The following is a 23,832-nucleotide window of genomic DNA, read 5'->3' as shown; positions in this document are numbered from 1 at the left end:
GCGGCATCCGCTCAGCCGACGAGCGGACCGCCCTGCTTCCAGTACCCGAGGAACGAGATCTGGGTCGGTGCCATGCCCGCCGTCGCGGTGAGGTGCCGGCGGATGCGGGCGACCGCCGCGGTCTCACCGGCGATCCAGACGTAACCGCCGTCGTCCGCGCCGCCGAACGCGGCGGACTCGGCATCCGCCCATTCGCGCACGAGCCCCTCGAGCGCACCGCCCGTCGCCCCGCCCGCCGCCGCGGCCGGCACGGGGCGCGCCAGCGTCGTGATCGCCCTCAGGTCGTCGTCGAGGAGGTCGGCGGCATCCGCGACGTCGGCCAGCACTTCGATGCTCACCTCCGGCGGCTGCGCGCGCACGATGTTCCCGATCGCCGGTACGGCCGACTCGTCGCCGACCAGCAGGAGCCGGGACGGGGGGACCGGGGGAGTGAAGTGGATGCCGTACCCGGTGTAGCCGCAGCGCGCATCCGGACCCGTGACGATGAGCTCGTCTCCGGGGCGGCACGTCCGCGCCCAGTGCGATGCCGGTCCCGCCGGCTGGTGGAGGAAGACGTCGACGTCGATCTCGCCGTCCTCCGGCCGGATCGCCGACGGCGTGTACGTGCGCAGCGGATTGCGGCGCTCCTCGGGAAGGGACTTCCACCGGGTGTACCAGTCGCGAGGATGCGGTGTGGGCTCCCGCGTGAGACCGACGTCGATGAACCCGATGCCGGCCAGGGGCAGCACCAGCTTGATGCGCTGGTCGAGTCCCCACGGGGCGAAGTGCCGCACCGCCGCGCCGGAGAGCGTGACGCGCCGGAAGTTCGGGGACACGTCACGCACGCGTGCCACGGTCACCGGGAAGGCGCTGTACTCCCACGGACGCTCGTCGCCGCCGTTCGAACGGCTCATTGCGCCTCCGCTCCGGTGTGCCGACCGCCCAATGGCACGACGAGAGGCCCGCCCGTGACCGGATCGGGGATCACGACGTTGGGAAGATCGAAGATCTCCTCCACCCGTTCGGTCGTGATCACGTCGGCGGGCGCGCCCTCCGCCACGATCCGTCCCTGCTTCATCGCGATGACGTGGTCGGCGTAGCGAGCGGCATGGTTGAGGTCGTGCAGCACGGCGACGATCGTGCGGCCCGCCCGGTTGAGCGCGGAGAACAACTCCATGAGCTCGATCTGGTGCGCGATGTCGAGGAACGTCGTCGGCTCGTCGAGCAGCAGCAGATCGGTCTGCTGCGCGAGGACCATCGCCACCCACACGCGTTGACGCTGGCCGCCGGAGAGCTCCTCGACGCGACGCCCCGACAGCGCGTCGACACCCGTCTCCGTCATCGCCGCGCGGATCGCGTCCTCGTCGGCTTCCGTCCACTGGCGCCACAGCCCGAGGTGCGGGTAGCGACCGCGCCCCACGAGATCGGCGACGGTGATCCCCTCGGGCGCCGACGCGGTCTGCGGCAGAAGGCCGAGGCGGCGCGCCACCTCCTTCACGGGCAGACGGGAGATGTCGGTGCCGTCGAGCACCACGGCGCCCGCCGAGGGGCGCAGCAGACGCGACAGCCCCCGCAGCAGCGTCGACTTGCCGCAGGCGTTCGGTCCGATGATGACGGTGAACGAGCCGTCCGGAATGCGGGTGGTCAGCGCGCTGAGGATCGGCGCACCGTCGTAGCCGAGCGAGATCGTCTCGGCGGACAGGCGCGGCGGGGTGCGCGGGGCGAGGGCGGCGGGGTCAGACACGGCGGCGGATCTCCTGGACGAGGGTGAAGACGAGGTAGAGGCCGCCGACGGACACGGTGACGACGCCCGCGGGGAGCGCGACGGGCAGCGCGTGCTGGGCGATCATGTCCGATGCCAGCAGCAGCGCGGCGCCGACGAAGGCGGACAGGGTGAGAGACAGGAACGGCGTGCGCGCCAGGCGTCGCGCGATCTGGGGCGCCGCGAGCGCGATGAACGCGATCGGACCGATGACGGCCGTCGCGATCGACACCAGCAGGACGCCGATCAGGAGGGCGCCGCGTCGGGCCCGCATCGGACGTGCGCCGGTGGTGACGGCGACGTCGTCGCCGAGATCCAGCTGCCGCAGTCGCGGCGCGAGAGCACCGAGGGCGATCAGCAGCGGGATGCCGCACAGCGCCGCGCCCGCCACCGCGGCGCCCGTCACGCCGTTGAGCGTGCCGGCGCCCCACGCGGAGGCGAACATCGCGGTCTCGAGCTCGACCTGCAGCAGCATCCAGGTGTTCGCCGAGGCCAGCATGGCCGCAACGCCGATGCCGATCACGATGAGTCCGAACCCCTGCTGCCGCACGCGGCCCCCCAACACGGCGATGGCGGCGGCCGTGACCAGTCCGCCGGCGACGGCGCCGGCCGTCAGCGCAGGCCACGAGGTGGAGACGAAGACGACCGTGAGCAGCATCCCGGTGAAGGCGCCGTTCGACAGGCCGAGGATGTCGGGACTGGCGAGCGGGTTGCCGGTGACGGTCTGGAACAGGGCGCCGGCGACGGCGAGATACGCGCCGAGGAGGATGGCCGCCAGCGTGCGCGGCAGGCGCCACTCGAACACGACGGTGCGATCGAGAGGGAGGCCGCCGCCGACGAAGACGTCCACGACGGCCGCGGGCGACAGCGGGTACGAGCCGAGGCCGAGGGCGACGACCGCCGCGGCGACGATGGCGACGCCGAGTCCGGCCGCGACCACGACGCTGCGCAGCCGCAGGTGACGTCGGCGCGCGCCCCGGCCGATCGCGAGCCGGCGATAGCCCCGGTCGATGATCGCCGTCGCCGCGTCGCGGGGTCGCGCCATGCCGACGCTCACAGCGCCGTCGCCCGTCGTCGGCGCGCCAGGGCGATCAGCACCGGGGCGCCCACGAACGCCGTGACGACGCCCACCGGGATCTCCGCCGGTGCGATCAGTACGCGGCCCAGCACGTCGGAGAGCAGGATGAGCGTGGGCGCCAGAGCGATCGATGCGAGCAGGATGCGCCTCTGGTCCACGCCGAACATCCAGCGTGCGACGTGCGGCACCATCAGGCCGACGAACGAGACCGGGCCGGCGATCGCCGTGGCGGTGCCCGCGAGCACCGTCACCGCGGCGACCACTCCCACGCGGATGCCGCCTACGTGTGCCCCCTGCGCGCGAGCGACGTCGTCGCCGAGCGCGAGGGCGTTCAACCCCCGCGCGAGGGCGAGCGCGGCGACGGCCGCGACCGCGACGAAGGGCAGGACCGGCCCCAAGACCTCGAACCCGCGCCCGAGCAACGATCCGGCATGCCACGCCCTCATGCGATCGAAGGCATCGGGATCGCTCAGGGTCATCCCGGTCGTCGCGCCCGCGAAGACGGCTCCGAGTGCGACTCCCGCCAGCGTGAGCCGCAGGGGGTCGGCGGGGCCGCGGCCGGATGATCCGATGACGGTCACGCCCAGGGTGACGACCAGGGCGCCCGCGAACGAGAGCCAGACGAGGACGGACATGTCGCGCAGCCCGAACACCGCGATCCCGATCGCGACCGCGAAGGCCGCCCCGGCGTTGACTCCGAGGATGCCGGGATCGGCGAGGGGATTGCGGGTGAACCCTTGGATGAGCGCGCCCGCCGCGCCGAGCGCGACGCCCACGACGAGGCCGGCGACGGTGCGGGGCACCCGTAGCTCGGCGACGACGTAGCGGATGTCGGGCGAGCCGCCGCCGCTCAGGACGGCCAGCACGTCCCGCGCGCCGATCGGGTTGGATCCGATCATGAGCGACAGCGTCACCGCGACGGCGAGCATCACCGCGATCGCGACGACGGCGAGTGCCCGGACCGCGCCGCGACGGGCGTCGGGCAGGGCCGGGGGGAGCGCGGCGGCCCGCGCCCGCCGATCGGCAGCGACCGTCACCGCGCGGAGAGGAAGCGCTCGATGTCGTCGAGCACCCGCATCCCGCCCTTGGGGCCGACGCCGGAGACCCAGTAGCTCGTGTCGACGAGGGTGACCGATCCGAAGGCGTCGGCGTTCTGGGTGATCGCCGCCGGAACGGTGCTCGGGTCGTCGACGTCCGTCGTCGTCACGAACACGTAGTCCGCGGCGGCACTGCGCACGTTCTCCGGGGAGATGTCCGCCTGGATGCCGTCCTTCCAGTCCTGAGCGGGGATGGTCAGGCCCACGCACTCGAGCGCGCTGCCGGCGAACGAGGTGGGGCCGTACAGGCTGAGCGTCGTCTCGTCGCGGGGCCGGATCATGTTCGCCGTCTTGCCGTCCAGGGCGAAGTCGTCCTTGATGGCGGCGCAGCGGTCGGTGAACGCCGTCAGCAGCTCCTGGGTCTTCGCCGCCCTGCCCAGCGCGTCGCCGACGAGCAGCGCGTTCTGCTGCCACGGGTCGGACTGCGACGCCATGAACACCGTGGGGGCGATGGCGCTGAGCTGGTCGTAGAGCTTCGAGTGACGTGACTCGGTGCCCAGGATGAGATCGGGACGGAGCGCCGCGATGGCCTCGAGATCCGGTTCCGGGACGGTGCCGACCGGGGAGACGCACTCGACGTCGAGGTAGGCGGGCACACCGGCGACGTTGCTCGCGACGGCGGCCCCCACCGGCGTGACGCCGAGCGCGACGGCGGTGTCGAGCTCGACCGGCTCGAGCACCACGACCCGCTGCGGATCGTTCGGCACCTCGGTGGTTCCGCGGGCATGCGACACGGCGTGCGTTCCGCTCGCCGACGACGAGGAGCCCGGCGTCGTGCCCGTCGCCGCGCACCCGGCGAGGGCGAGCGCGGTCACCACGGCGGCGGCGAGCAGAGGCAGGGATCGTCGAGTGTGGGGGCGCATGGGGGCATCGCTTTCGTCCGGCCGCACCCGCACGCAGCGGGACGGTGAGTAGGTATGGCTTACCTAACTATGGACAGACGCGGATGCCGTGCGCAAACTCGGTGCGCTCTAGGATGGGGGATCGTGACCGAGAACCAGCGACAGACTTTCGACGCCGACGTTCGCGATATCGGCTATCTCGACGAGGGTGCCGGCCCGGCCATCGTCCTGCTTCCGGAGGCCGGGCTCGACTTCGCCTACTTCGGCGCGCTCGCCAGCATCCTGGTCGAAGAGGACTTCCGGGTCGTCCGCGTGGCGGCCCGCCGCTCGGGCGCGGCCACGATGCACGACCTCGCCGCCGACGTCATCGACGTCCTCGACCATCTGCAGATCTCGGAGGCGTGGATCGGCGGTCACGGTTTCGGCGGCGCCGTCGCCCGCACGATCGCGATCGACCACCACGACCGCGTCAACGGCGTGCTGCTGCTCGGCGTCGCGAGCGCCGCCCCCGCCGGTGACGACTTCGACGCGGAGCTGCGTGCGGTCTTCGGCGACTCGTTCTCGCCGCAGGCCGACGTGCGCGCGCTGCAGGCCGCCGCGCTGGCCGCCACGGATGCCGCGGCATGGCAGCCCGTCGCCGAGGCGACGCCCGTGCTCGTCATCCAGGGCGGCGGCGACCGGGTGAGCCCCGCCGACGCGGGGGAGGCGCTGCGCGCCTCCGCGCCGGGGCTCGTGAGCGTCAAGGCGGTGGAGACCGCCGGGCACTTCTTCCCGCTCACTCACCCCGGCGAGACCTCGTGGTTCATCGAGGACTACCTGGACTGGGACTGAGGCGACCGACCCGCCCGGACCGTCACACGGTCTGGCCGGCGTGCGCGCCCTCGGCGATCTCCTCGACGACCTTCGCGTTGAAGGCGGGAAGGTCGTCCGGGGTGCGGCTCGACACGAGGCCCTCGTCGACGACGACCTCCTCGTCCACCCAGGTGGCGCCCGCGTTGACGAGATCGGTCTTCAGGCTGGGGTAGCTGGTGAGCGTGCGGCCGTCGACGACGTCCGCCTCGATGAGCAGCCAGGCGGCGTGGCAGATCGCGGCGACGGGCTTGTGCTGCGCGAAGAACTCGCGGGCGAGCGCCACGGAGGCCGCGTCCAGCCGCAGATCGTCCGCGTTGACGACGCCGCCCGGCAGCACGAGCGCGTCGTAGTCCGCTGCCTCCGCGGCGGAGGCGGCGACGTCGACGGCCTGTCGGTGTCCGTTCTTGCCTTCGATGCTGTCCGTCGCGGGGGAGATCAGCACCGCGGTGGCGCCCGCGGCGGTCACCGCGTCCCACGGCGATGTCAGCTCGCTGTCCTCGAATCCGTCGGTGGCCACGAAGGCCACGGTCTTCCCTGAGAGTGTGCTCATGCCCTCGACGCTACGGATGGCATCGGCACCGCGCCCGGGGGTTGACACGGACGTATCATCGACTCATGGCTACGTCGAACCTTCCCACCCCCCAGCTCGCCTCCTCGACGGAGGCATCGGAGCTGCCGGGCGTGAAGAACCTCTTGCCGCTGGTGGACGGCGGCATCGATGCCGGCGCGTGCTGCGGTGGGGGATCCTGCAGCATCGGCTGACCACCCGGTCAGTGCGCGGCGGGTCCGGCAGGTGTGTCGGCCGGCTTGCGGATGAGGAACGCGCTGATCAGCAGCGGCGTGCCGATCACGGCGGCGAGCAGGAACGCGGCGCGTGCGCCGGCCGCCCCGGCCGCGGCATCCGCCGCACCGGACGCCGAGGCCGCCGCAGACACGGACGACATCACCGAGATCAACAGGGCGATGCCGGCCGCGCCGGCCACCTGCTGCACCGTCGAGACCGTGGCGCTGCCGTACGAGTAGAACGTCGGCTCGAGCGAGCCCAGTGACGCCGTGAACAGCGGCGTGAACGACATCGCGAGACCCACCGACAGGAGGGTCTGCGTCACGACCAGCATCCACACCGGAGTGGACTCGGTGAGCATCGTGAAGCTCCACAGGATCGCCAGCACGACGATCGTGCCGGGAAGCAGGAGCACGCGCGTGCCCCACCGGTCGTAGATGCGTCCGATGACGGGTCCGAGCAGCCCCATCGCGAGCGCGCCGGGCAGGACGACCAGGCCCGACACGCTGGCCGAGAGCCCGAGGGTGTTCTGCAGGTACAGCGGCAGCGCCGTGAGCGTGCCGAAGAACGCGAGGGACATCACCGCGAAGTGGGCGACGGACAGGGAGAAGTTGCCCGAGCGGAAGATCCGGAGGTCCAGCAGCGCGTCGTCCTTCTTCTGCAGGGCCACCTGACGCCAGAGGAAGAACCCGAGCGTCGTGACGCCGATCGCGAGGGCGACGACGAGGGTCACGGTGGCCGTCTCCGCGGCCGCGACGTCGGTGCCGTGGCCGCCGATCTGGCTCAATCCGAAGACGATCCCGCCGAAGCCGAGGGCGGAGAGGATCACCGAGGGGATGTCGATGGGGGCGTGCGAACGCTCGCCCAGGTTGTGGATCCACCGCACGCCGATGATCAGGGCGACGACGGAGATGGGCAGGACGATCGCGAAGATCCACCGCCACGTCAGGTTGTCGAGGATGACGCCCGCCATGGTCGGCCCGATGGCCGGAGCGAGCGAGATGACCACGCTCACGCGCCCCATCATGCGCCCGCGCAGGTGCGGCGGGACGACGGTCATGAGCGTCGTCATCAGCAGCGGCATCATGATGGCCGTGCCGGAGGCCTGGACGACGCGACCGACGAGGAGCATCTCGAACCCCGGCGCCACGAGGGCGATCAGCGTACCGGCCGAGAACAGGCCCATGGCGGTGCCGAACATGGCGCGGGTCGTGAACCGACGCAGGAGGAAGCCCGTCGTGGGGATCACGACGGCCATGGTCAGCATGAACGCGGTGGTCAGCCATTGGGCGGCGACCGCCGTGATCCCGAGGTCGCCGATCAGGTGCGGGATCGCCACGCCCATCGTGGTCTCGTTGAGGATCGCCACGAACGCCGCCGCGAGCAGCAGCCAGATGACGCGGTTCTCCTTCGCGCCGACGACGGCGGTCGTGTCCGGAAGGGAGTCGGTCTCAGGGGAGGTCATGAGGTTCCTCGAGTCATCGGGGCGGCGTACGGGACGCGGTGCACGGGGCGGAGGGAGCGGCGACGGGGCGCACGAGGGCGCGGCGTGCCCGGAGGCCGGGGACGACTCTCCACCATAACGGCCGGGTCTGACGTCGTATTCCCCCGCCGGGTGGGACGATCGCAGCATGGCACCCACGCGGCATCCCTCCCGCGTCGCCGTGCGCGGTCCTCTGTCCCTCGCGGTCGGAGCGGTCGTCGCGGCGACGGTCTCGGCGCTGGCCGGGGTGGCCGTGGGGCTGCTCGCCGGCTGGGCGGTCGTCGCCTCCGTCAACGTCGTCTGGCTGCTGTCGGTGGTGTGGCCCATGGATGCCGAGGCCACCCGGTCGCACACGAGCGCCGTCGACCCGGGGCGTCCCGTCGCCCGCCTCATCGCTCTCGTGGGCAGCGTGGCGAGTCTCGGCGGCGTCGTCGCCGTGCTCGTCGGCGGCGGTCACGGCAGTCGGCTGCACGCCTTCGTCGTGGCCGGCGTCGCGATCGCGGCGGTCGTGAGCTCCTGGGCGCTGATCCAGGTCGACTACATGCTGCGGTACGCGCGGGTGTACTACGGGCGGCTCGCCGCCGGCCAGCGCGCCGGGATCGACTTCAACCAGGACGAGGAGCCGATGTACTCGGACTTCGGCTACTTCGCCGTCGGCCTCGGCCTGACCTACCAGGTCTCCGACAACGACGTGTCGGCCAACGAGATCCGACGCATCGTGGTGGGGCAGACGCTCATCGCGTACCTGTTCGGAGCGGTCATCCTCGCCTCGGTCATCAATCTCGTGGCGGGACTCGGCTGACCGGCCACCCCCTTCCGGCGCGGGGTTAGAGTGACCCGGTGAGCATGGGGATGGGCGGGATGGGACCCGGCGGGCGCGCGGCGGCCTTCCGCGGCGTGGACGAGAGCGCCCAGCGGCGGCTGAACGCGCAGGCGCCGGAGGTCGCGGATCTCGGGGCCCGTGTGGTCGGCCTGTTCCGCCCGTATCGCGGACGCATCGTCCTGACCGCCGTGCTGGTGGTCGTCGGCGCGGCGATCGGCGTCGTCCCTCCGCTGATCGTGCAGAGCATCTTCGACGACGCCCTGTTCCCGACCGCCGGCGGTCCGCCCGACCTGGCGCTGCTGGTGCGCCTGGTGCTCACCATGATCGGGCTCTTCCTGTTCTCCGCCGTGCTCGGCGTCGCCCAGACCTGGCTGACCTCGACCGTCGGCAACCGCGTGACGGGCGACCTGCGCGTGCGGCTGTTCGACCACCTGCAGGCGATGGAGCTGGGTTTCTTCACCCGCACGAAGACCGGCGTCATCCAGTCGCGACTGCAGAATGACGTCGGCGGGGTGTCCGACGTGCTGACGAACACCGTCACGAGCATCCTCGGCAACACGGTGACGGTGATCTCGGCCCTGGTCGCGATGATCCTCATCGACTGGCGTCTGACGATCATCGCCGTGGTGATGATGCCGGCGCTCGTGCTGGTGCAGCGGCGCGTCGGCCAGGTGCGGGCGCGCATCGCCGGACAGACGCAGGAGTCGCTGAGCGAGCTGACGAGCATCACGCAGGAGACGCTGTCGGTGAGCGGCATCCTTCTGTCGAAGGCGTTCAACCGGCAACGGGCCGAGTCGGAGCGTTATCGCGACGAGAACCGCAACCAGGTGCGCCTGCAGGTGCGTCGCGCCATGAGCGGCCAGGGGTTCTTCGCCGTCGTCCAGGTGATCATGGCGTCGGTGCCCGCCGTCATCTACCTCGTGTCGGGTTATCTCATCGCCGGCGGCACCGGGGCGATCACCGCGGGCACCGTCGTGGCGTTCACCACCGTGCAGGCGCGGCTGCTCCAGCCGCTCATGGGGCTGATGCGCGTGGCGCTGGACCTGCAGACGTCGCGCGCGCTGTTCGCGCGGATCTTCGAGTACCTCGACCTGACGCCCGCGATCGTCGACGCGCCCGACGCCATCGACGTCGCCGCGGCGCCCGGCCCGATCGGACGCGTCGAGTTCCGCGACGTGGTCTTCCGCTATCCGGATGCCGCGAGCGAGGGCCGCCCGACGCTGGACGGCGTCTCGTTCGTCGCCGAGCCCGGCCGGCACGTCGCCTTCGTCGGTCCGTCCGGCGCCGGCAAGACCACGATCATCTACCTCGCGCCGCGGCTGTACGAGGCCTCGTCGGGCGCGGTCCTGTTCGGCGGTGAGGACGTGCGCTCCCTCACCCAGCAGTCGATCGTCGAGAACGTGGGGATCGTCTCACAGGAGACGTACCTGTTCCACGCCTCGATCGCGGAGAACCTGCGCTACGCGAAGCCGGACGCGACCGACGACGAACTCGTCGCCGCCTGCACGGCCGCCAACATCCATCACGCCATCGTGGGCTTCGAGCACGGGTACGAAACGATCGTAGGCGAACGCGGCTATCGGCTCTCCGGCGGGGAGAAGCAGCGCATCGCGATCGCGCGCGTTCTCCTGAAGGACCCGCCCGTGCTTCTGCTCGACGAGGCGACCTCCGCCCTGGACACGGTGTCCGAACGCGTCGTCCAGGAGGCGTTGGACAACGTCGCTCGCGGACGGACCACGCTCTCGATCGCCCACCGGCTCTCGACGGTGGTCGGGGCGGACGTCATCCACGTCGTCGAGGCGGGACGCATCGTCGAGTCCGGCACCCATGCCGAGCTGCTGGCCCGCGGCGGACTCTACGCGGAACTGGCGGTCGAGCAGATGGCGGCCGCGACGATCGCGGGCATGGAGCTGCGGGCGGAGGAGCCCCGCCCGGACGTCTCCGCCCCGCGCGGGTGAGCGGCGGCGGATCAGGCCGGCGTGTTCCAGTCCTCGGAACCGATGGCGTCCGTCGGGTGCGGGGTGGGCTCGTTCTCCGCGATGAGCTCGGGCGTCGGATTGACCAGCTCCTCCGTCGACAGCGCGGCGAGCTCGTCGATCTCGGCGCGGATCTCCGCGAGGTCGGGCCCGGTGGGCTGGTCGGAGGCGGGGGTGTCGGAACCGTTCATGGGCTCAGGATAGCCGTCGCGCCGGTACCGGGCGTCGGAGCTCACCAGAGCTCGGCCGCGCTGCGCAGGTCGGCCGTCGCGGGATCGAGGGCGATGCCGTCGGCGCGGGCACGGTCGAGCAGGCCGCGCACGAACTCCCCGAGCGCGCGTCGATACGCGTCCTCGGGGCTCGTCTGCGCGATGCGCACCAGCGGGGGGACGTCCATGTCGAGGATGAGGCGCACACGGGCACGGGAGGCGGCGCGCTGGCCCGCGGCATCCAGCACGGCGATGCCGCCGCGGAGCGCCTCGAGGTAGTCGACCAGCACGGGCAGCAGGTCCTTGTTCTGCGTGATCGACGTGCCGTCGGCGCGTTCTCGCCAGTGGACGACGACGTCGGGGATGACGTCGACCGCACGCGCCGCGGTGTAGAGCCGCTGCGTGACGATCTGATCCTCGTAGAGCTTGCCCTCGGGGAAGCGCAGTCCGCTCCGGCGCCAGAGCTCCACCCGGCTCAGCTTGGACCAGGCCACGATGTTGCCCGACAGCTCGGGGTGCTCGTCCAGTGTCGTGCCGAGCCGTTCCGGCTCGGTCGCCGCCCGCACCCACGGCTGCACGGGACCGGGGGAGTAGCGTCCCTCGGCGTCGGCGCGCAGCCGCACGTAGGCCCCGACGACGACATCGCTGCCGGTGCGGGTGAGGGTCTCCACGAACCGTTGCAGCGCGGTCGGGGTCAGAACGTCGTCGGCGTCGAGGAAGGCGACGAACGGGGTCTCGACGCTGTCGAGACCGGCGTTGCGGGCGGCCGAAAGCCCGCGCGCGACGCGATGGGTGATCACGCGGAAGCGCGGGTCGGCGGCGGCCGCGGCAGCGAAGACCGCGCCGGTGGCGTCCACGGAGCCGTCGTCGACGAGGACCGCGCACCAGTTCGTGAGCGTCTGCGCGCGCAGCGATGCCAGGGCCTCCTCGGCGAAGGCGGCGACGTCCCGGCCCGGGACGATGACGGTGACGACCGGAGTGCTCACGGCCCCGATCGTACCGCCGCCACCGAAGAGGCGACGGCGTCCGCGACGAGGTCCAGCTCGGCGGCGGCCTGCACCGGGTCGGTGCGGCCCAGGTCGTGAGCGAAGGTGATGCGCACCGCTGTCTGCGCCACCTCCGGGTCGATGCCCAGCGCCAGCAGCACGTGGGACGGCTCGTCGCTGCCCGCGGCGCACGCCGACCCGCTCGAGGACACGATCCCGCGGCGCTCGAGCTCCAGCAGGACCGCCTCGCCGCTGGTGCCCGTGAACGTGAAGCTCGCCGTGCCCGGAAGGCGATACCGCGGATGCCCGGTCAGGCGCGCGGTCGAGACGAGCCCGAGCACCGTCGCGATGAAGCGGTCGCGCAGGGCGCTCACCCGCGCGGACGCCTCCACGCGCTCGGCTTCGGCGAGCTCGAGCGCGGTGGCCATCGCGACGGCGCCGGCGAGGTTCTCGGTGCCGCTGCGGCGATCGCGTTCCTGGCCGCCGCCGTGCAGGACCGGCTCCAGCGGCAGCCGCCCCCGCACCGCGAGGACGCCGATGCCGGCGGGGGCACCGATCTTGTGGCCCGCGATCGACAGGGCGTCGGCACCCGTGCCGGCCAGCGGCAGCCACCCGGCCGCCTGCACGGCGTCGAGGTGCAGGGGCACTCCCGCCGCCGCCGTGACCTCGGCGAGCCCGGCGACGTCCTGCACCGTGCCGATCTCGTTGTTGGCGTAGCCGACCGACACGAGAGCCGACTCCGGTCGGAGCGCGGCGGCGACGTGCGCGGGGTCGACGCGGCCCGTCTCGTCGACCGGCACGCGGGTCACCGCGACGCCGTGGACGCGCTCGAGGTAATCGCACGAGGCGAGCACGGCCTCGTGCTCGATGGGCGTCGTGACCACGTGCACGGCCTCTCCGCGCCGCAGTGCGGTGCCGATGGCGATGCCCTTGACGGCGAGGTTGTCGGCCTCGGTGCCCCCCGAGGTGAAGACGATGTCCGCCGGTCTCATCCCGACGACCGCGGCGACACGGCGTCGGGCGTCGGCCAGCGCGGCGGCCGCGGCCTCTCCGACGGTGTGGTGGCTGGAGGGGTTCCCGTACGCCCCGCGGAGGTAGGGCAGCATGGCGTCGAGCACGTCCGGGCGCACCGGCGTCGTCGCGGCATGGTCCAGGTACAGCACGCCCGATCTCCCGTCAGCCCGCCGGCGTCGACGCGGGGGCTACGTCCCCGTCGCCGCGCGCGATGCGGGCGTCGAGACCGAGATCGAGCGCCCGCGCCGAGTGGGTGAGCGCGCCGACCGAGATCACGTCGACGCCGGTGGCCGCGATGGCCGCGACGGTCTCCAGGCTGACGCCTCCCGAGGCTTCCACGGTGGCGCGGCCCGCGACCTGCGCGACGCCGGCGCGGAGGTCGTCGAGGGAGAAGTTGTCGAGCATGATCGTGCCGATCCGCGCCGCCGCGGTGCTCGCCGCGAGGACGGGCTCGATCTGGTCGAGTCGGTCGACCTCCACCTCGATGTGCGCCGTGTGAGGCAGCTCCGCGAGTGCCGTGCGCAGCGCCGCGGTCACGTCGGCGCCGCCCGCGGTGAGGACTGCGAGGTGGTTGTCCTTGGCCATGACCGCGTCCGACAGCGAGTAGCGGTGGTTGCGTCCCCCGCCGCTGCGCACGGCGTGGCGCTCAAGGGCGCGTAGGCCCGGCGTGGTCTTGCGCGTGTCGGCGATCCGCGCCCGCGTGCCCGCCACCGCGGCGACGTAGCGCGCCGTCAGTGTCGCGATGCCGCTCATCCGCTGCACGAAATTGAGTCCGACGCGCTCCGCGGTCAGCACGGCGCGGGCCGGGCCGGCCACGGTGGCGAGCACGTCCCCGGCCGCGAAGCTCTCACCGTCGCGCCGGTGGAGCCGCACCGCGACGGCAGGATCGGTCAGCGCGAACGCGGCGGCGAAGACCTCGCCGCCACTGAAGACGCCGGGCTCGCGCGCGACGAGGTCGGCGGTGGCGACGGCATCCTCGGGGATCAGGTACCGACTCGTGAGGTCGCCCCACGGTGCATCCTCGTCGAGCGCGGCGGCGACGACGCGGTCGATGTGGCGCCGGGTCAGCATGATGCGCCCTCCAGCTCTCGGGACGCCCGGTCGTTCGAGGCCCCGGTGTCGTCGCGCCGGGTGTGCGCGCCGACGGATGCGGTGCGCGCGGCCGCGGCGCCGACCACCTGGGCCGCGACGACGAGCAGGTTCTCGTCCTCGAACTCGGCCTCGGTGCGCGGTGTCCGCGGCTGTGCGCGCCAGCCCGCGATCATCCGGCTCGCGCGATCCAGACCCGCGGCGTCGCGGACGAGGCCGGCGTCCTCCCACATCACCCGCTGGAGGGCGCGTCGCGTGAAGGGCGCGGGCGACGGGATGCCGGCGGTCGAGCCGGCCGGGACCGCCGCGGCGCTGTCGTCGTCGGCGGCCGCGAGCGGCGCGGGCGACGGCCAGAACCCGGAGGCGAAGTCGGCGGCGACGGCGTCGCCGGCGCGCGCACCGAACACCGCGCCTTCGAGCAGCGAGTTGGAGGCGAGCCGGTTCGCGCCGTGGACGCCGGTGCGGGCGACCTCGCCCACCGCGTAGAGCCTCGGGACGCTGGTCCGCCCGGCCAGGTCGGTGGCGACGCCGCCCATCAGGTAGTGCGCGGCGGGAGTGACGGGGATCGGCTCCTGCGACCAGTCGAACCCCCGCTCCCGGACGGCCGCGTCGATCGTCGGGAACCGGCGCGCGAGGAAGGCCGCCGTCTGCTTGCGTGCGGGGCCGGAGCCGTCGTGTCCGAGTCCCGTCGCGTCCAGCAGCACGGGGCGACCCGACTGCTCCTCCATCACGGCGGCGATGGCGCGCGCGACCACGTCGCGCGGCGCGAGCTCGGCGTCGGGATGGATGTCGAGCATGAATCGGCGACCCTGTTCGTCTCTCAGGACGCCGCCCTCGCCCCGCACGGCCTCGGAGACGAGGAACGCCTCTCCCGGCCGCGAGGTGAGCACGGTCGGGTGGAACTGGACGAACTCCAGGTCGCGGACCACGGCGCCGGCGCGCACCGCGGCGGCGATGCCGTCTCCGGTGGCGACCGGCGGGTTGGTCGTGTGCGCGTACAGCTGCCCGGCACCGCCGGTGGCGAGGACGACGGCGTCGGCGTCGAGCGACACGCGACGCTCGTCGTCGACGAGCAGGTCCACGCCGCGGGCGCGCCCGTCGCCGTCGAGGAGCACGTCGACGAGGAAGGCGTGCTCGAGGACGTCGACGCCGCTGACCCGAAGCCGCCCGACGAGCGCCTTCTCGATCGCGCTGCCGGTCGCATCGCCCCCCGCGTGCAGCACACGGGGGTAGGAGTGGGCGGCTTCCAGTCCCTTGACGAGGGTGCCGTCGGCTCCCCGGTCGAACTCCACGCCCCGTGCGATGAGCTCGCGGATGCGGGCGGGCCCCTCCTCGACGAGCACGCGCACCGCGTCGGCGTCGCTGAGGCCTGCCCCCGCCACCAGCGTGTCGCGCTCGTGCGCCGCCGCGCTGTCGTCGTCGAACATGACGCCGGCGATCCCGCCCTGCGCGTACCGCGTGTTCGCGTGCTCCAGCACGTCTTTCGTCACGAGCGTGACCCGGCATCCGGATGCCGTGGCGTGCAGGGCCGCGGTGAGCCCGGCGATCCCGGAGCCCGCGACGACCACGTGCGGCGCGTCCCGCCGCGCCGGCGGCACCCGCGGGGCGGCGTCGGTCGCGGTCACGGCTTGGCCGCCAGCATCCGCTCGAGCGCGACGCGCGCCGGATCGGCGACGTCGGCGGGCACCGTGATGCGGTTGACGACCTCGCCGGCGACGAGCCGTTCCAGCACCCAGGCGAGATACCCGGGGTGGATGCGGTACATCGTCGAGCACGGGCAGACCACCGGGTCCAGGCAGAAGATGCGGTGCTGGGGGTACTGCGCCGCGAGCCGCTGGACGAGGTTGATCTCGGTGCCGATCGCGAAGGTCGTCGGCTCGGTGGCCGCAGCGATCGCCTTGCGGATGTAGTCCGTGGACCCCGCCTCGTCGGCGGCATCCACCACCGCCATCGGGCACTCGGGGTGGACGATGACCCGCACCCCCGGGTGCTCGGCGCGCGCCTTGTCGATCTGGTCGACCGTGAATCGGCGGTGCACGGAGCAGAACCCGTGCCACAGGATCACCCGCGCGTCCGCGAGCTCGGCCGGGGTGGAGCCGCCGAGCGGCTTGCGCGGGTTCCACATCGGCATCTGCGCGATCGGCACGCCCATCGCCTTCGCGGTGTTGCGGCCGAGGTGCTGGTCGGGGAAGAAGAGGACGCGGCGCCCGCGGGCGAAGGCCCACTCCAGCACGGTGCGGGCGTTCGACGAGGTGCAGACGATGCCGCCGTGGCGCCCGACGAAGCCCTTGATCGCCGCCGACGAGTTCATGTACGTGACCGGGATCACCGGCACGCGACCGTCGGCGTCCGGGGCCTCGAGGTCTCCGTACACGTCCGCCAGCTGCTCCCAGCACTCCTCGACCTCGTCGATGGAGGCCATGTCGGCCATCGAGCATCCCGCCGCGAGGTTCGGAAGGATGACCGCCTGCTCCGGGCGCGACAGCAGATCGGCGGTCTCCGCCATGAAGTGCACGCCGCAGAAGACGATCGCTTCGGCATCCGGGTGCTCGAGCGCCGCGTTGGCGAGCTGGAAGGAGTCGCCCACGTAGTCCGCGTGGGTGACGACCTCTTCGCGCTGGTAGAAGTGACCGAGCACCACGACGCGCGAGCCGAGCGTCTGCTTCGCGGCGCGGATGCGGGCGTGCAGCTCGTCCTCGCCGGCGGTGCGGTACTCGGCGGGCAGCTCTCCCTGACGCGGCGAGCCCACGGGGATCACATCGCCCATCGACGAGCCGGGACCGTAGCCGGGACGTCGGTCGAAGTCCCACGGCCCCGCGGCGAGCTCCGTGTTGCAGGTCTCGGCCGTCGAAGCGCCGGCGACGATGGCCTGGATGCCGTGGTCGACGCTCGGGTCGACGGCGTCGGCCGGCGGCGGCGTGAGGGTGAGGATGGTGGCGCTCATATCGTGACCTCTTCGGGAAGGACGGGTGGTGCGGGGGTGTCGGTGGGCAGCGGGCCGCGATCGGCCAGCTCGACGTCGTGGTTGTAGCGGTACAGGCGGGCCGGACGGTGGCTGCCCGTGCGGAAGCGCTCCGTGGGGATGAGCGTCCCCGAGTTCTCGACCTGGCGTCGGAAGTTGGCGGGGTCGAGCTCGCGTTCGAGGATCGCCTCGTAGACCTCGCGCAGGTCCGACAGGGTGAACAGGTCCGGCAGCAGCCCGTGCGCGATGCGGCTGTAGCCGACCTTGTTGCGCAGCCGCCACAGCGCGTATTCGACGATGTGGCGATGGTCGAAGGCCAGCTCCGGCGGTCGGGAGGCGTCGAACCAGGCGACGTTCTCGGCGTCGGCGGGCAGCTGGGCGCCCTCGCGCAGCAGCGCCCAGTAGACGATGGACACGACGCGGCCGGGGGAGCGGCCGATGTCGCCGAAGGCGTAGAGCTGCTCGAGGTAGCTGGGCGCGAGGCCGGTCGTCTCGGCCAGCGTGCGCGAGGCCGCCGTCTCGAGCTCCTCCGTGCTGTCCAGCCAGCCGCCGGGCAGCGCCCAGCGTCCCTCGTGGGGATCCCGCGTGCGCCGCACGAGCGGGAGGACGACCGCCAGCCGCCCGTCGGCATCGCGCCGCAGGCTGAAGATGACCGTCGACACGGCGACACGGATGCCGTCGACAGCGGAGTCTGTTCTTGTCATGGTGACCATAACCTCGGCCACGATCTTAGAGTCATCCCGACACGAAGGTCAAACCGACCTCGCCGGATCAGATCGGGCGCCCGCGGCGATCGTGCAGGAAGCACCGAGGACGGCCGGGTACGGTGTCGGCGGAGGTCACCCCGTGCTCATCGTCGACATCATCGCCGCCGCGGCCCTGCTCATCGCGTTCGCGGCGGGCATCGCCCGCGGGTTCTTTGCGAGCCTGGGCAGCGTCATCGGCATGATCGTCGGCGCCGCCGCCGCCCTCTGGCTGCTTCCCCTCGCGACGCCGTGGCTCTCCACCGTGATCCCGTCCGGCGGCGCCCGCACCGCGGCGCTCGCCGCCGCCGCGATCGGCCTGGTCGTGATCGGCACGGCGGCCGGCGCCGCGATCGGCAGGGCGGTGCGCCGGGGCGTCGACCGCAGCCGGCTCCGCGGGCTCGAGCGCTTCCTCGGGGGCGTGCTGACGACCGTCGCGACGGCGCTGGCACTCCTGCTCGTCTCCTCCGGGCTCGCGACCGCCGGCATCCCGTACGTCTCGTCGGCCGTCGCCTCGTCGCGGGTGCTCGGCGCGATCGACGCCCTCACCCCGGCGCCCCTGGACGAAGCCCTGGCCACGGCGCGCGGCGCGCTGCTGTCGGACGGCCTCCCGCGGCTCGAAGCGGCCATCGGTGCGGTGGTGGCACCGACCGATCCGCCCATCACCCTCGACGACCCCGAGCTGCAGGCCGCGTCGGCATCGGTCGCCCGCGTCAGCGGCACCGCGTACGCCTGCGGCGTGTCGATGACGGGCTCGGGGTTCGTCGCCGCGCCGGGACTCGTCGTGACCAACGCGCACGTCGTCGCGGGAGTCGACACCCCCGTCGTCGAGCTGCCCGGCGGGCGCGCCACGGAAGGGCGCATCGTCCTGTTCGATGCCGTGGACGACCTCGCGGTCATCTCGATCGGAGACCTCGCCGCCACGCCGCTTCCCCTCGCCGACCCGGCCGCGCCCGGAACGCAGGCCGCCGTGCAGGGCTACCCGCACGGCGGACCGTTCACGAGCATCTCCGCCGGTGTGCTGTCGGTCGCCTCCGTCCCCGTGCCCGACATCTACGACGCCTCCGCGGCGCCCCGCGAGATCTACGCCCTCGACGCCGACGTGCAGCCCGGCAACTCCGGTGGACCGCTGCTGACCGGCGACGGCGAAGTCGTGGGCGTGGTCTTCGCGCGCGGCGCGGACGGCGAAGGGCGCGGATACGCGATGACGACCTCGGTGCTGCGCCCCGACCTCGCCTCCGTGACCTCCGCGTCGCCCACGGTCGGATCCGGCCGCTGCACCGGCTGAACGCACACCCGGCGTGGGCGCTATGCTGACAGGGCAACTGAAGACAGGCCGCATGACGTGTGCGGGAGAGCTCCGGCATCCACGTTCTCGACGGGGCCCGGACACCGAAGGAGCAAGCCTCCCCGCCAATCTCTCAGGTCCGCGTACCGCTCGCGTCCGGCCGCTCTGGAAAGCGATCCCCGCTGTGGGGGGATCCGCCGACGGTGAAAGCCGGCACCCGTGCAGACGGAGCCGGTGAAACTCTCAGGCCCATGACAGAGGGGGAGTTCCCGGCTGCCGGTCCCGGCATCCGCCCGCCCGATCTCGGGGAGAACTCATGCCAGACCTCCGCACCACCGCACTCGCCGATCGCCACGCCGCGCTCGGAGCCTCCTTCACCGACTTCGGCGGGTGGGACATGCCGGTGCGCTACACCTCCGACCTGGCCGAGCATCACGCCGTCCGCACGGCCGCGGGCCTGTTCGACATCTCGCACATGGCGGAGTTCCTCGTGACCGGCTCGGGCGCGGCCGCCTTCCTCGACTACGCGCTCGCCGGCCGCATCTCCACGATGAAGGTCGGGAAGGCCAAGTACTCGCTGCTGCTCGACGATCAGGGCGGCGTGATCGACGACGTCATCGTCTACCGCACCGGCGACGAGTACTTCCTGGTGATCTCCAACGCCGGCAACCGCGCCCTCGTCGCCGACGCGTTCTCGGCGCGGGTCGACCGCGCGGCGGAGATCATGCGGTCCGGCAGGGAGGTTCCCGCAGACGGCGCCGTCGGGTTCGTCGTCGGCACCGAGCGCGCGCGCATCGAGGACATCTCCGACCAGACCTCGCTGATCGCCGTGCAGGGCCCGCGCGCCCGCGAGATCGTGGAAGCGACCGCCGGCGTCACGGACGTGCAGCCGGCGCTCGCCGACCTCGGCTACTACGCCTGGTCCGCGGGGCGGTTCCAGGACGAGAACCTGTTCATCGCGCGCACCGGGTACACCGGGGAGGACGGCTTCGAGCTGATGGTGCCGAACGCCCTCGCTCCGGCGCTGTGGGACGCCCTGCTCGAGGCGGGGGAGCCGCTCGGCCTCGTCCCTGCCGGCCTCGCCGCGCGCGACACCCTCCGGCTCGAAGCCGGCATGCCGCTGCACGGACACGAACTGTCGACGGCGATCCTGCCGGCCCAGGCGGGGCTCGGCCGCGTCGTCGCCGGCGACAAGGACGAGTTCGTCGGCAAGGACGCGCTCGCCGCGGCATCCGACGATCTGCCCGTGCTGGTCGGTCTCGTGGCCGAGGGACGTCGCGCCGGCCGCGCCGGCTACGCCGTGGTGGATGCCGCGGGCACCCCCGTCGGCGAGATCACCAGCGGGGCGCTCAGCCCGACGCTCGGGCACCCCGTCGCCATGGCCTTCGTCCCGCCGGCGCTCGCCGAAGCCGGCACCTCGCTCTTCATCGACGTGCGGGGAACGCTCATCCCCGCGACAGTGACCGCCCTGCCTTTCTACCGGAGGACCGCATGACCGACCTGACCGCCCTCAAGTACACCGAAGAACACGAGTGGGTCGCCCTCGACGGCGACGTCGCCACCGTCGGCATCACCGACTACGCGGCCGACAAGCTCGGCGACGTCGTCTACGTCGACCTCCCCGCGGTCGGCTCCACCGTCACCGCGAACACGGTCTGCGGCGAGATCGAGTCGACCAAGTCGGTCGGCGAGCTCTACGCACCGCTGTCCGGCGAGGTCGTCGCGATCAACGACGCCGTCGTCGACGACCCCTCCCTCGTGAACAGCGGCGCCTTCGACGGCGGGTGGCTCGTGAAGATCCAGGTCGACCCGAGCGATGTCGACGCGCTCCTGGACCGGGCCGCCTACGTCGCGCTCACGGGCGGCGAGGAGTGAACACGGCGCCCTTCCGCGACCGGCACATCGGCACCGACGCCGCCGCCCAGGCCGAGATGCTCAGCGCGCTCGGCTACGACAGCGTCGGCGCGCTCGTGGACCGCGCCGTCCCGGCATCCATCCACGCCGCCCCCGTCGCCGACAGCGCCATCCCCCCGGCGGCGACCGAGGCGCAGGCGCTCGCGGAGCTGCGCGAGCTCGCGTCGCAGAACCGGCCGGCGAGGTCGATGATCGGGCTGGGCTACTACGACACGCTGACCCCGTCGGTGATCGCGCGCAACGTCTTCGAGAACCCGTCCTGGTACACCGCGTACACGCCCTACCAGCCGGAGATCTCGCAGGGCCGCCTCGAAGCCCTGATCAACTTCCAGACGATGGTCACCGATCTGACGGGCCTGGCGACCGCCAATGCGTCGATGCTGGACGAGTCGACCGCCGTCGTGGAGGGCATGCTGGTCGCCCGCCGCGCGTCGAGGTCGAAGAGCACCGTCTTCCTGGTCGACGCCGACGCGCTCCCGCAGACCAAGGCGCTGCTCGCGCACCGCGCGGCCGCGCTCGGCATCGAGGTGCGGGAGACCTCCTACGGGGAGAGCCTCCTGCCCGCCGATCTCGACGTGTTCGGGGCGTTCGTCCAGTACCCCGGGGCGACGGGACGCATCTGGGATCCCAGCGACGTCATCGCGGCGGTGCAGGCGCAGGGCGGTCTCGTCGTCGTCGCGGCCGACCTGCTCGCGCTCACCCTGCTGCGGTCGCCGGGCTCGCTCGGCGCGGACATCGCGGTCGGCACCACGCAGCGCTTCGGCGTGCCGATGGGCTTCGGTGGCCCGCACGCGGGCTACATGGCGGTCCGTTCCGGCCTCGAGCGGCAGCTTCCCGGACGCCTCGTGGGCGTCTCGGTGGATGCCGCGGGCCGCCCCGCCTACCGGCTGTCGCTGCAGACCCGTGAGCAGCACATCCGCCGCGAGAAGGCGACCTCGAACATCTGCACCGCGCAGGTTCTCCTGGCCGTGATGGCCTCGATGTACGCCGTGTACCACGGCCCCGACGGACTGCGCCGCATCGCCGCCGAGGTCGCCGCGACCGCGGCGCTGCTTCGCGACTGGCTCGTCGACGCGGGAAACGAGGTGCTCCACGAGAGCTTCTTCGACACCGTGGTCGTGAAGGTCCCCGGGCGCGCGGGCGCCGTCGTCGACGCGGCGCGCGAGCGCGGCTTCCAGCTGTGGTTCCGCGACACCGACTCGGTCGGTATCTCGGTCGACGAGACCACGACGCCCGCGGACGTCCACGCCCTCGTGCAGGTCTTCGGCGGACCCGAGCAGCGCGCGTTCGGATTCGTCAGCGGGCCGCTGCCCGCGTCGGTGCCGTCGTCGCTGTGGCGGGTCGACGAGTTCCTGACGCACCCCGTGTTCCAGGCGCATCACTCCGAGACGGCGATGATGCGCTACCTCAAGCAGCTCGCCGACCGCGACTACGCGCTCGATCGCGGGATGATCCCGCTGGGCTCGTGCACGATGAAGCTCAACGCCGCCACCGAGATGGCGGCGGTGTCGTGGCCCGAGTTCGCACGCGTGCACCCGTTCGCCCCGGCGGACGACGTCGCGGGCTACCTCGTGCTCATCGAGCAGCTCGAGTCGTGGCTGGCTGAGATCACCGGGTACGACGCGGTCTCCCTGCAGCCGAACGCCGGTTCGCAGGGGGAGCTGGCGGGCCTGCTGGCGATCCGCGGCTACCACCACTCCCGGGGCGACGTGCAGCGCGACGTCTGTCTCATCCCGTCGTCGGCCCACGGCACCAACGCGGCATCCGCCGTGCTCGCCGGGATGCGGGTCGTCGTGGTCGCCTGCGACGAGGCCGGCAACGTCGACCTCGCCGACCTCCGCGCGAAGATCGCGACGCACGCCGACGCCCTGGCGGCACTCATGATCACCTACCCGTCGACCCACGGCGTCTACGAGCAGGACGTCGTGGACATCACCGCCGCGGTGCACGAGGCCGGGGGACAGGTGTACGTCGACGGCGCCAACATGAACGCGCTCGTCGGCTTCGCCCGCTTCGGCGACCTCGGCGGCGACGTGTCGCATCTGAACCTGCACAAGACGTTCGCGATCCCGCACGGCGGCGGCGGGCCCGGCGTCGGACCGGTCGCGGCGAAGGCGCACCTCGCGCCGTTCCTGCCGTCGCACCCGCTGGCGCAGCGCGCTGAGCACGCGGGCGGCTTCGTCTTCGACGGCGGACCGATCTCGGCGGCGCCGTACGGCTCGGCATCCATCCTGCCGATCTCGTGGGCGTACATCCGGATGATGGGAGCCGACGGGCTGCGGGAGGCGACGGGGGCCGCCGTGCTGGCCGCCAACTACATCGCCGTGCGTCTGCGCGATCACTACCCGGTGCTGTACGCGGGTGAGGGCGGCCTCGTTGCGCACGAGTGCATCCTCGACCTGCGGCCCCTCAAGGAGGCGACCGGCGTGAGCGTCGACGACGTCGCCAAGCGGCTGATCGACTACGGCTTCCATGCGCCGACGATGTCGTTCCCGGTCGCGGGCACGCTGATGGTCGAGCCGACCGAGTCCGAGGACCTGGGCGAGATCGAGCGCTTCATCGAGGCCATGATCGCGATCCGGGCCGAGGCGGATGCCGTGGCATCCGGCACCTGGCCCGCCGACGACAACCCGCTCGCGAACGCGCCGCACACCGCGGAGTCGATCGCCGTGGGGGAGTGGACGCATCCGTACACCCGCGAGCTCGCCGTGTACCCCGTGCACAGCCTCGTGCGCACCAAGTACTGGCCGCCCGTGCGACGGATCGACAACGCGTACGGCGACCGCAACCTGGTCTGCGCCTGCCCGCCGCCGGAGGCTTTCGCCTGACGCCCGCCCGGCCCGCGCTGCCCGCCGTGTGAGACACGCCTCTCGCGCCGAGAAACCACTGCACATCGTGTGTCTCGGCGCGGAGGTGATGTCTCGGCGCGGGTGTGGCGTCGCGCGCGGGGC

22 protein-coding genes and 1 riboswitch are annotated in these 23,832 nt (G+C 72.5%); of the genes, 8 read left to right on the top strand and 14 right to left on the bottom strand.

What is annotated here, in order from left to right; genetic code table 11:
* Positions 1–11 precede the first annotated feature (11 nt).
* The 5 genes from KY498_RS04950 to KY498_RS04930 are packed head-to-tail and all read right to left on the bottom strand — an operon-like array spanning position 12 to position 4,779.
* The gene (locus tag KY498_RS04950) at positions 12–893 is read right to left on the bottom strand and encodes a siderophore-interacting protein (RefSeq protein ID WP_191008395.1); all 882 of its coding nucleotides are present in this window, start codon (positions 891–893) and stop codon (positions 12–14) included.
* Positions 890–1,723: an ABC transporter ATP-binding protein gene (locus tag KY498_RS04945; RefSeq protein ID WP_191008396.1), complete on the bottom strand. Its 834-nt coding sequence runs from the start codon at positions 1,721–1,723 to the stop codon at positions 890–892. Before KY498_RS04945 ends, KY498_RS04950 begins: the two co-directional genes overlap by 4 nt.
* On the bottom strand, positions 1,716–2,786 hold the full coding sequence (locus KY498_RS04940) for an iron chelate uptake ABC transporter family permease subunit (protein ID WP_191008397.1): 1,071 nt from the start codon (positions 2,784–2,786) through the stop codon (positions 1,716–1,718). The genes KY498_RS04945 and KY498_RS04940 overlap by 8 nt, the downstream gene beginning before the upstream one ends.
* Positions 2,787–2,794: 8 nt before the next feature.
* Entirely contained in the window at positions 2,795–3,856 is a 1,062-nt protein-coding gene (locus KY498_RS04935; RefSeq protein WP_308813219.1) for an iron chelate uptake ABC transporter family permease subunit, read from the bottom strand.
* A complete protein-coding gene (locus KY498_RS04930; protein WP_191008398.1) occupies positions 3,853–4,779 on the bottom strand; it encodes an ABC transporter substrate-binding protein in 927 nt (308 codons plus the stop codon). The genes KY498_RS04935 and KY498_RS04930 overlap by 4 nt, the downstream gene beginning before the upstream one ends.
* A gap of 123 nt (positions 4,780–4,902) precedes the next feature.
* On the opposite strand from KY498_RS04930, the gene KY498_RS04925 reads away from it, so the two are divergent.
* A complete protein-coding gene (locus KY498_RS04925; RefSeq protein ID WP_191008399.1) occupies positions 4,903–5,589 on the top strand; it encodes an alpha/beta fold hydrolase in 687 nt (228 codons plus the stop codon).
* Between the two features lie 22 nt (positions 5,590–5,611).
* On the opposite strand, the gene KY498_RS04920 is transcribed toward KY498_RS04925, so the two are convergent.
* Positions 5,612–6,160, bottom strand: a complete 549-nt coding sequence (locus KY498_RS04920; protein ID WP_101306048.1) for a type 1 glutamine amidotransferase domain-containing protein — start codon at positions 6,158–6,160, stop codon at positions 5,612–5,614.
* Positions 6,161–6,225: 65 nt separating this feature from the next.
* Between KY498_RS04920 and KY498_RS04915 the strand changes: the two genes are divergently transcribed.
* The gene (locus tag KY498_RS04915) at positions 6,226–6,372 is read left to right on the top strand and encodes a hypothetical protein (protein WP_167626529.1); all 147 of its coding nucleotides are present in this window, start codon (positions 6,226–6,228) and stop codon (positions 6,370–6,372) included.
* A gap of 8 nt (positions 6,373–6,380) precedes the next feature.
* Here KY498_RS04915 and KY498_RS04910 read toward each other — a convergent pair whose 3' ends face one another.
* The gene (locus KY498_RS04910) at positions 6,381–7,859 is read right to left on the bottom strand and encodes a DHA2 family efflux MFS transporter permease subunit (RefSeq protein WP_191008400.1); all 1,479 of its coding nucleotides are present in this window, start codon (positions 7,857–7,859) and stop codon (positions 6,381–6,383) included.
* Positions 7,860–8,025: 166 nt separating this feature from the next.
* Between KY498_RS04910 and KY498_RS04905 the strand changes: the two genes are divergently transcribed.
* Entirely contained in the window at positions 8,026–8,679 is a 654-nt protein-coding gene (locus KY498_RS04905; RefSeq protein WP_060959134.1) for a DUF1345 domain-containing protein, read from the top strand.
* Positions 8,680–8,729: 50 nt separating this feature from the next.
* Positions 8,730–10,658, top strand: coding sequence for an ABC transporter ATP-binding protein (locus tag KY498_RS04900; protein WP_191009680.1), 1,929 nt, complete (start codon positions 8,730–8,732; stop codon positions 10,656–10,658).
* Positions 10,659–10,669: 11 nt separating this feature from the next.
* Here KY498_RS04900 and KY498_RS04895 read toward each other — a convergent pair whose 3' ends face one another.
* Genes KY498_RS04895 through KY498_RS04865 form a run of 7 tightly spaced genes read right to left on the bottom strand, consistent with a single transcriptional unit; the run spans position 10,670 to position 17,640 of the window.
* Positions 10,670–10,867, bottom strand: a complete 198-nt coding sequence (locus KY498_RS04895) for a hypothetical protein (protein ID WP_060959141.1) — start codon at positions 10,865–10,867, stop codon at positions 10,670–10,672.
* A gap of 41 nt (positions 10,868–10,908) precedes the next feature.
* A complete protein-coding gene (locus KY498_RS04890; protein ID WP_101306051.1) occupies positions 10,909–11,871 on the bottom strand; it encodes a glycosyltransferase family 2 protein in 963 nt (320 codons plus the stop codon).
* A complete protein-coding gene (locus KY498_RS04885) occupies positions 11,868–13,034 on the bottom strand; it encodes a cysteine desulfurase family protein (RefSeq protein WP_061782249.1) in 1,167 nt (388 codons plus the stop codon). The genes KY498_RS04890 and KY498_RS04885 overlap by 4 nt, the downstream gene beginning before the upstream one ends.
* 13 nt (positions 13,035–13,047) lie before the next feature.
* Positions 13,048–13,956, bottom strand: a complete 909-nt coding sequence (nadC, locus tag KY498_RS04880) for a carboxylating nicotinate-nucleotide diphosphorylase (protein WP_191008401.1) — start codon at positions 13,954–13,956, stop codon at positions 13,048–13,050.
* A complete protein-coding gene (gene nadB / locus KY498_RS04875) occupies positions 13,950–15,599 on the bottom strand; it encodes an L-aspartate oxidase (protein ID WP_223848907.1) in 1,650 nt (549 codons plus the stop codon). Before nadB ends, nadC begins: the two co-directional genes overlap by 7 nt.
* The gene (gene nadA, locus KY498_RS04870) at positions 15,596–16,918 is read right to left on the bottom strand and encodes a quinolinate synthase NadA (RefSeq protein ID WP_060960141.1); all 1,323 of its coding nucleotides are present in this window, start codon (positions 16,916–16,918) and stop codon (positions 15,596–15,598) included. The genes nadB and nadA overlap by 4 nt, the downstream gene beginning before the upstream one ends.
* A complete protein-coding gene (locus tag KY498_RS04865) occupies positions 16,915–17,640 on the bottom strand; it encodes an NUDIX domain-containing protein (protein WP_060960198.1) in 726 nt (241 codons plus the stop codon). Before KY498_RS04865 ends, nadA begins: the two co-directional genes overlap by 4 nt.
* 142 nt (positions 17,641–17,782) lie before the next feature.
* On the opposite strand from KY498_RS04865, the gene KY498_RS04860 reads away from it, so the two are divergent.
* The 4 genes from KY498_RS04860 (at position 17,783) to gcvP (ending at position 23,709) form a co-directional block, all read left to right on the top strand.
* Complete coding sequence (locus tag KY498_RS04860; protein WP_101306055.1) at positions 17,783–18,967, top strand: MarP family serine protease; 1,185 nt, start codon at positions 17,783–17,785, stop codon at positions 18,965–18,967.
* Positions 18,968–19,019: 52 nt separating this feature from the next.
* Positions 19,020–19,126: riboswitch (glycine riboswitch) on the top strand.
* A gap of 157 nt (positions 19,127–19,283) precedes the next feature.
* Entirely contained in the window at positions 19,284–20,462 is a 1,179-nt protein-coding gene (locus tag KY498_RS04855) for a glycine cleavage system aminomethyltransferase GcvT (RefSeq protein WP_191008402.1), read from the top strand.
* Positions 20,459–20,842, top strand: coding sequence for a glycine cleavage system protein GcvH (gcvH, locus tag KY498_RS04850; RefSeq protein ID WP_060960143.1), 384 nt, complete (start codon positions 20,459–20,461; stop codon positions 20,840–20,842). The genes KY498_RS04855 and gcvH overlap by 4 nt, the downstream gene beginning before the upstream one ends.
* 56 nt (positions 20,843–20,898) lie before the next feature.
* Positions 20,899–23,709, top strand: coding sequence for an aminomethyl-transferring glycine dehydrogenase (gene gcvP, locus KY498_RS04845; RefSeq protein ID WP_231735136.1), 2,811 nt, complete (start codon positions 20,899–20,901; stop codon positions 23,707–23,709).
* Positions 23,710–23,832: the final 123 nt, after the last annotated feature.

Source organism: Microbacterium sp. PAMC21962, assembly GCF_019443465.1.
Taxonomy (GTDB): Bacteria; Actinomycetota; Actinomycetes; order Actinomycetales; family Microbacteriaceae; genus Microbacterium; species Microbacterium hominis.
Note: the sequence above shows the minus strand (reverse complement) of the source record. Positions and strands in the feature narration are given on the sequence as shown.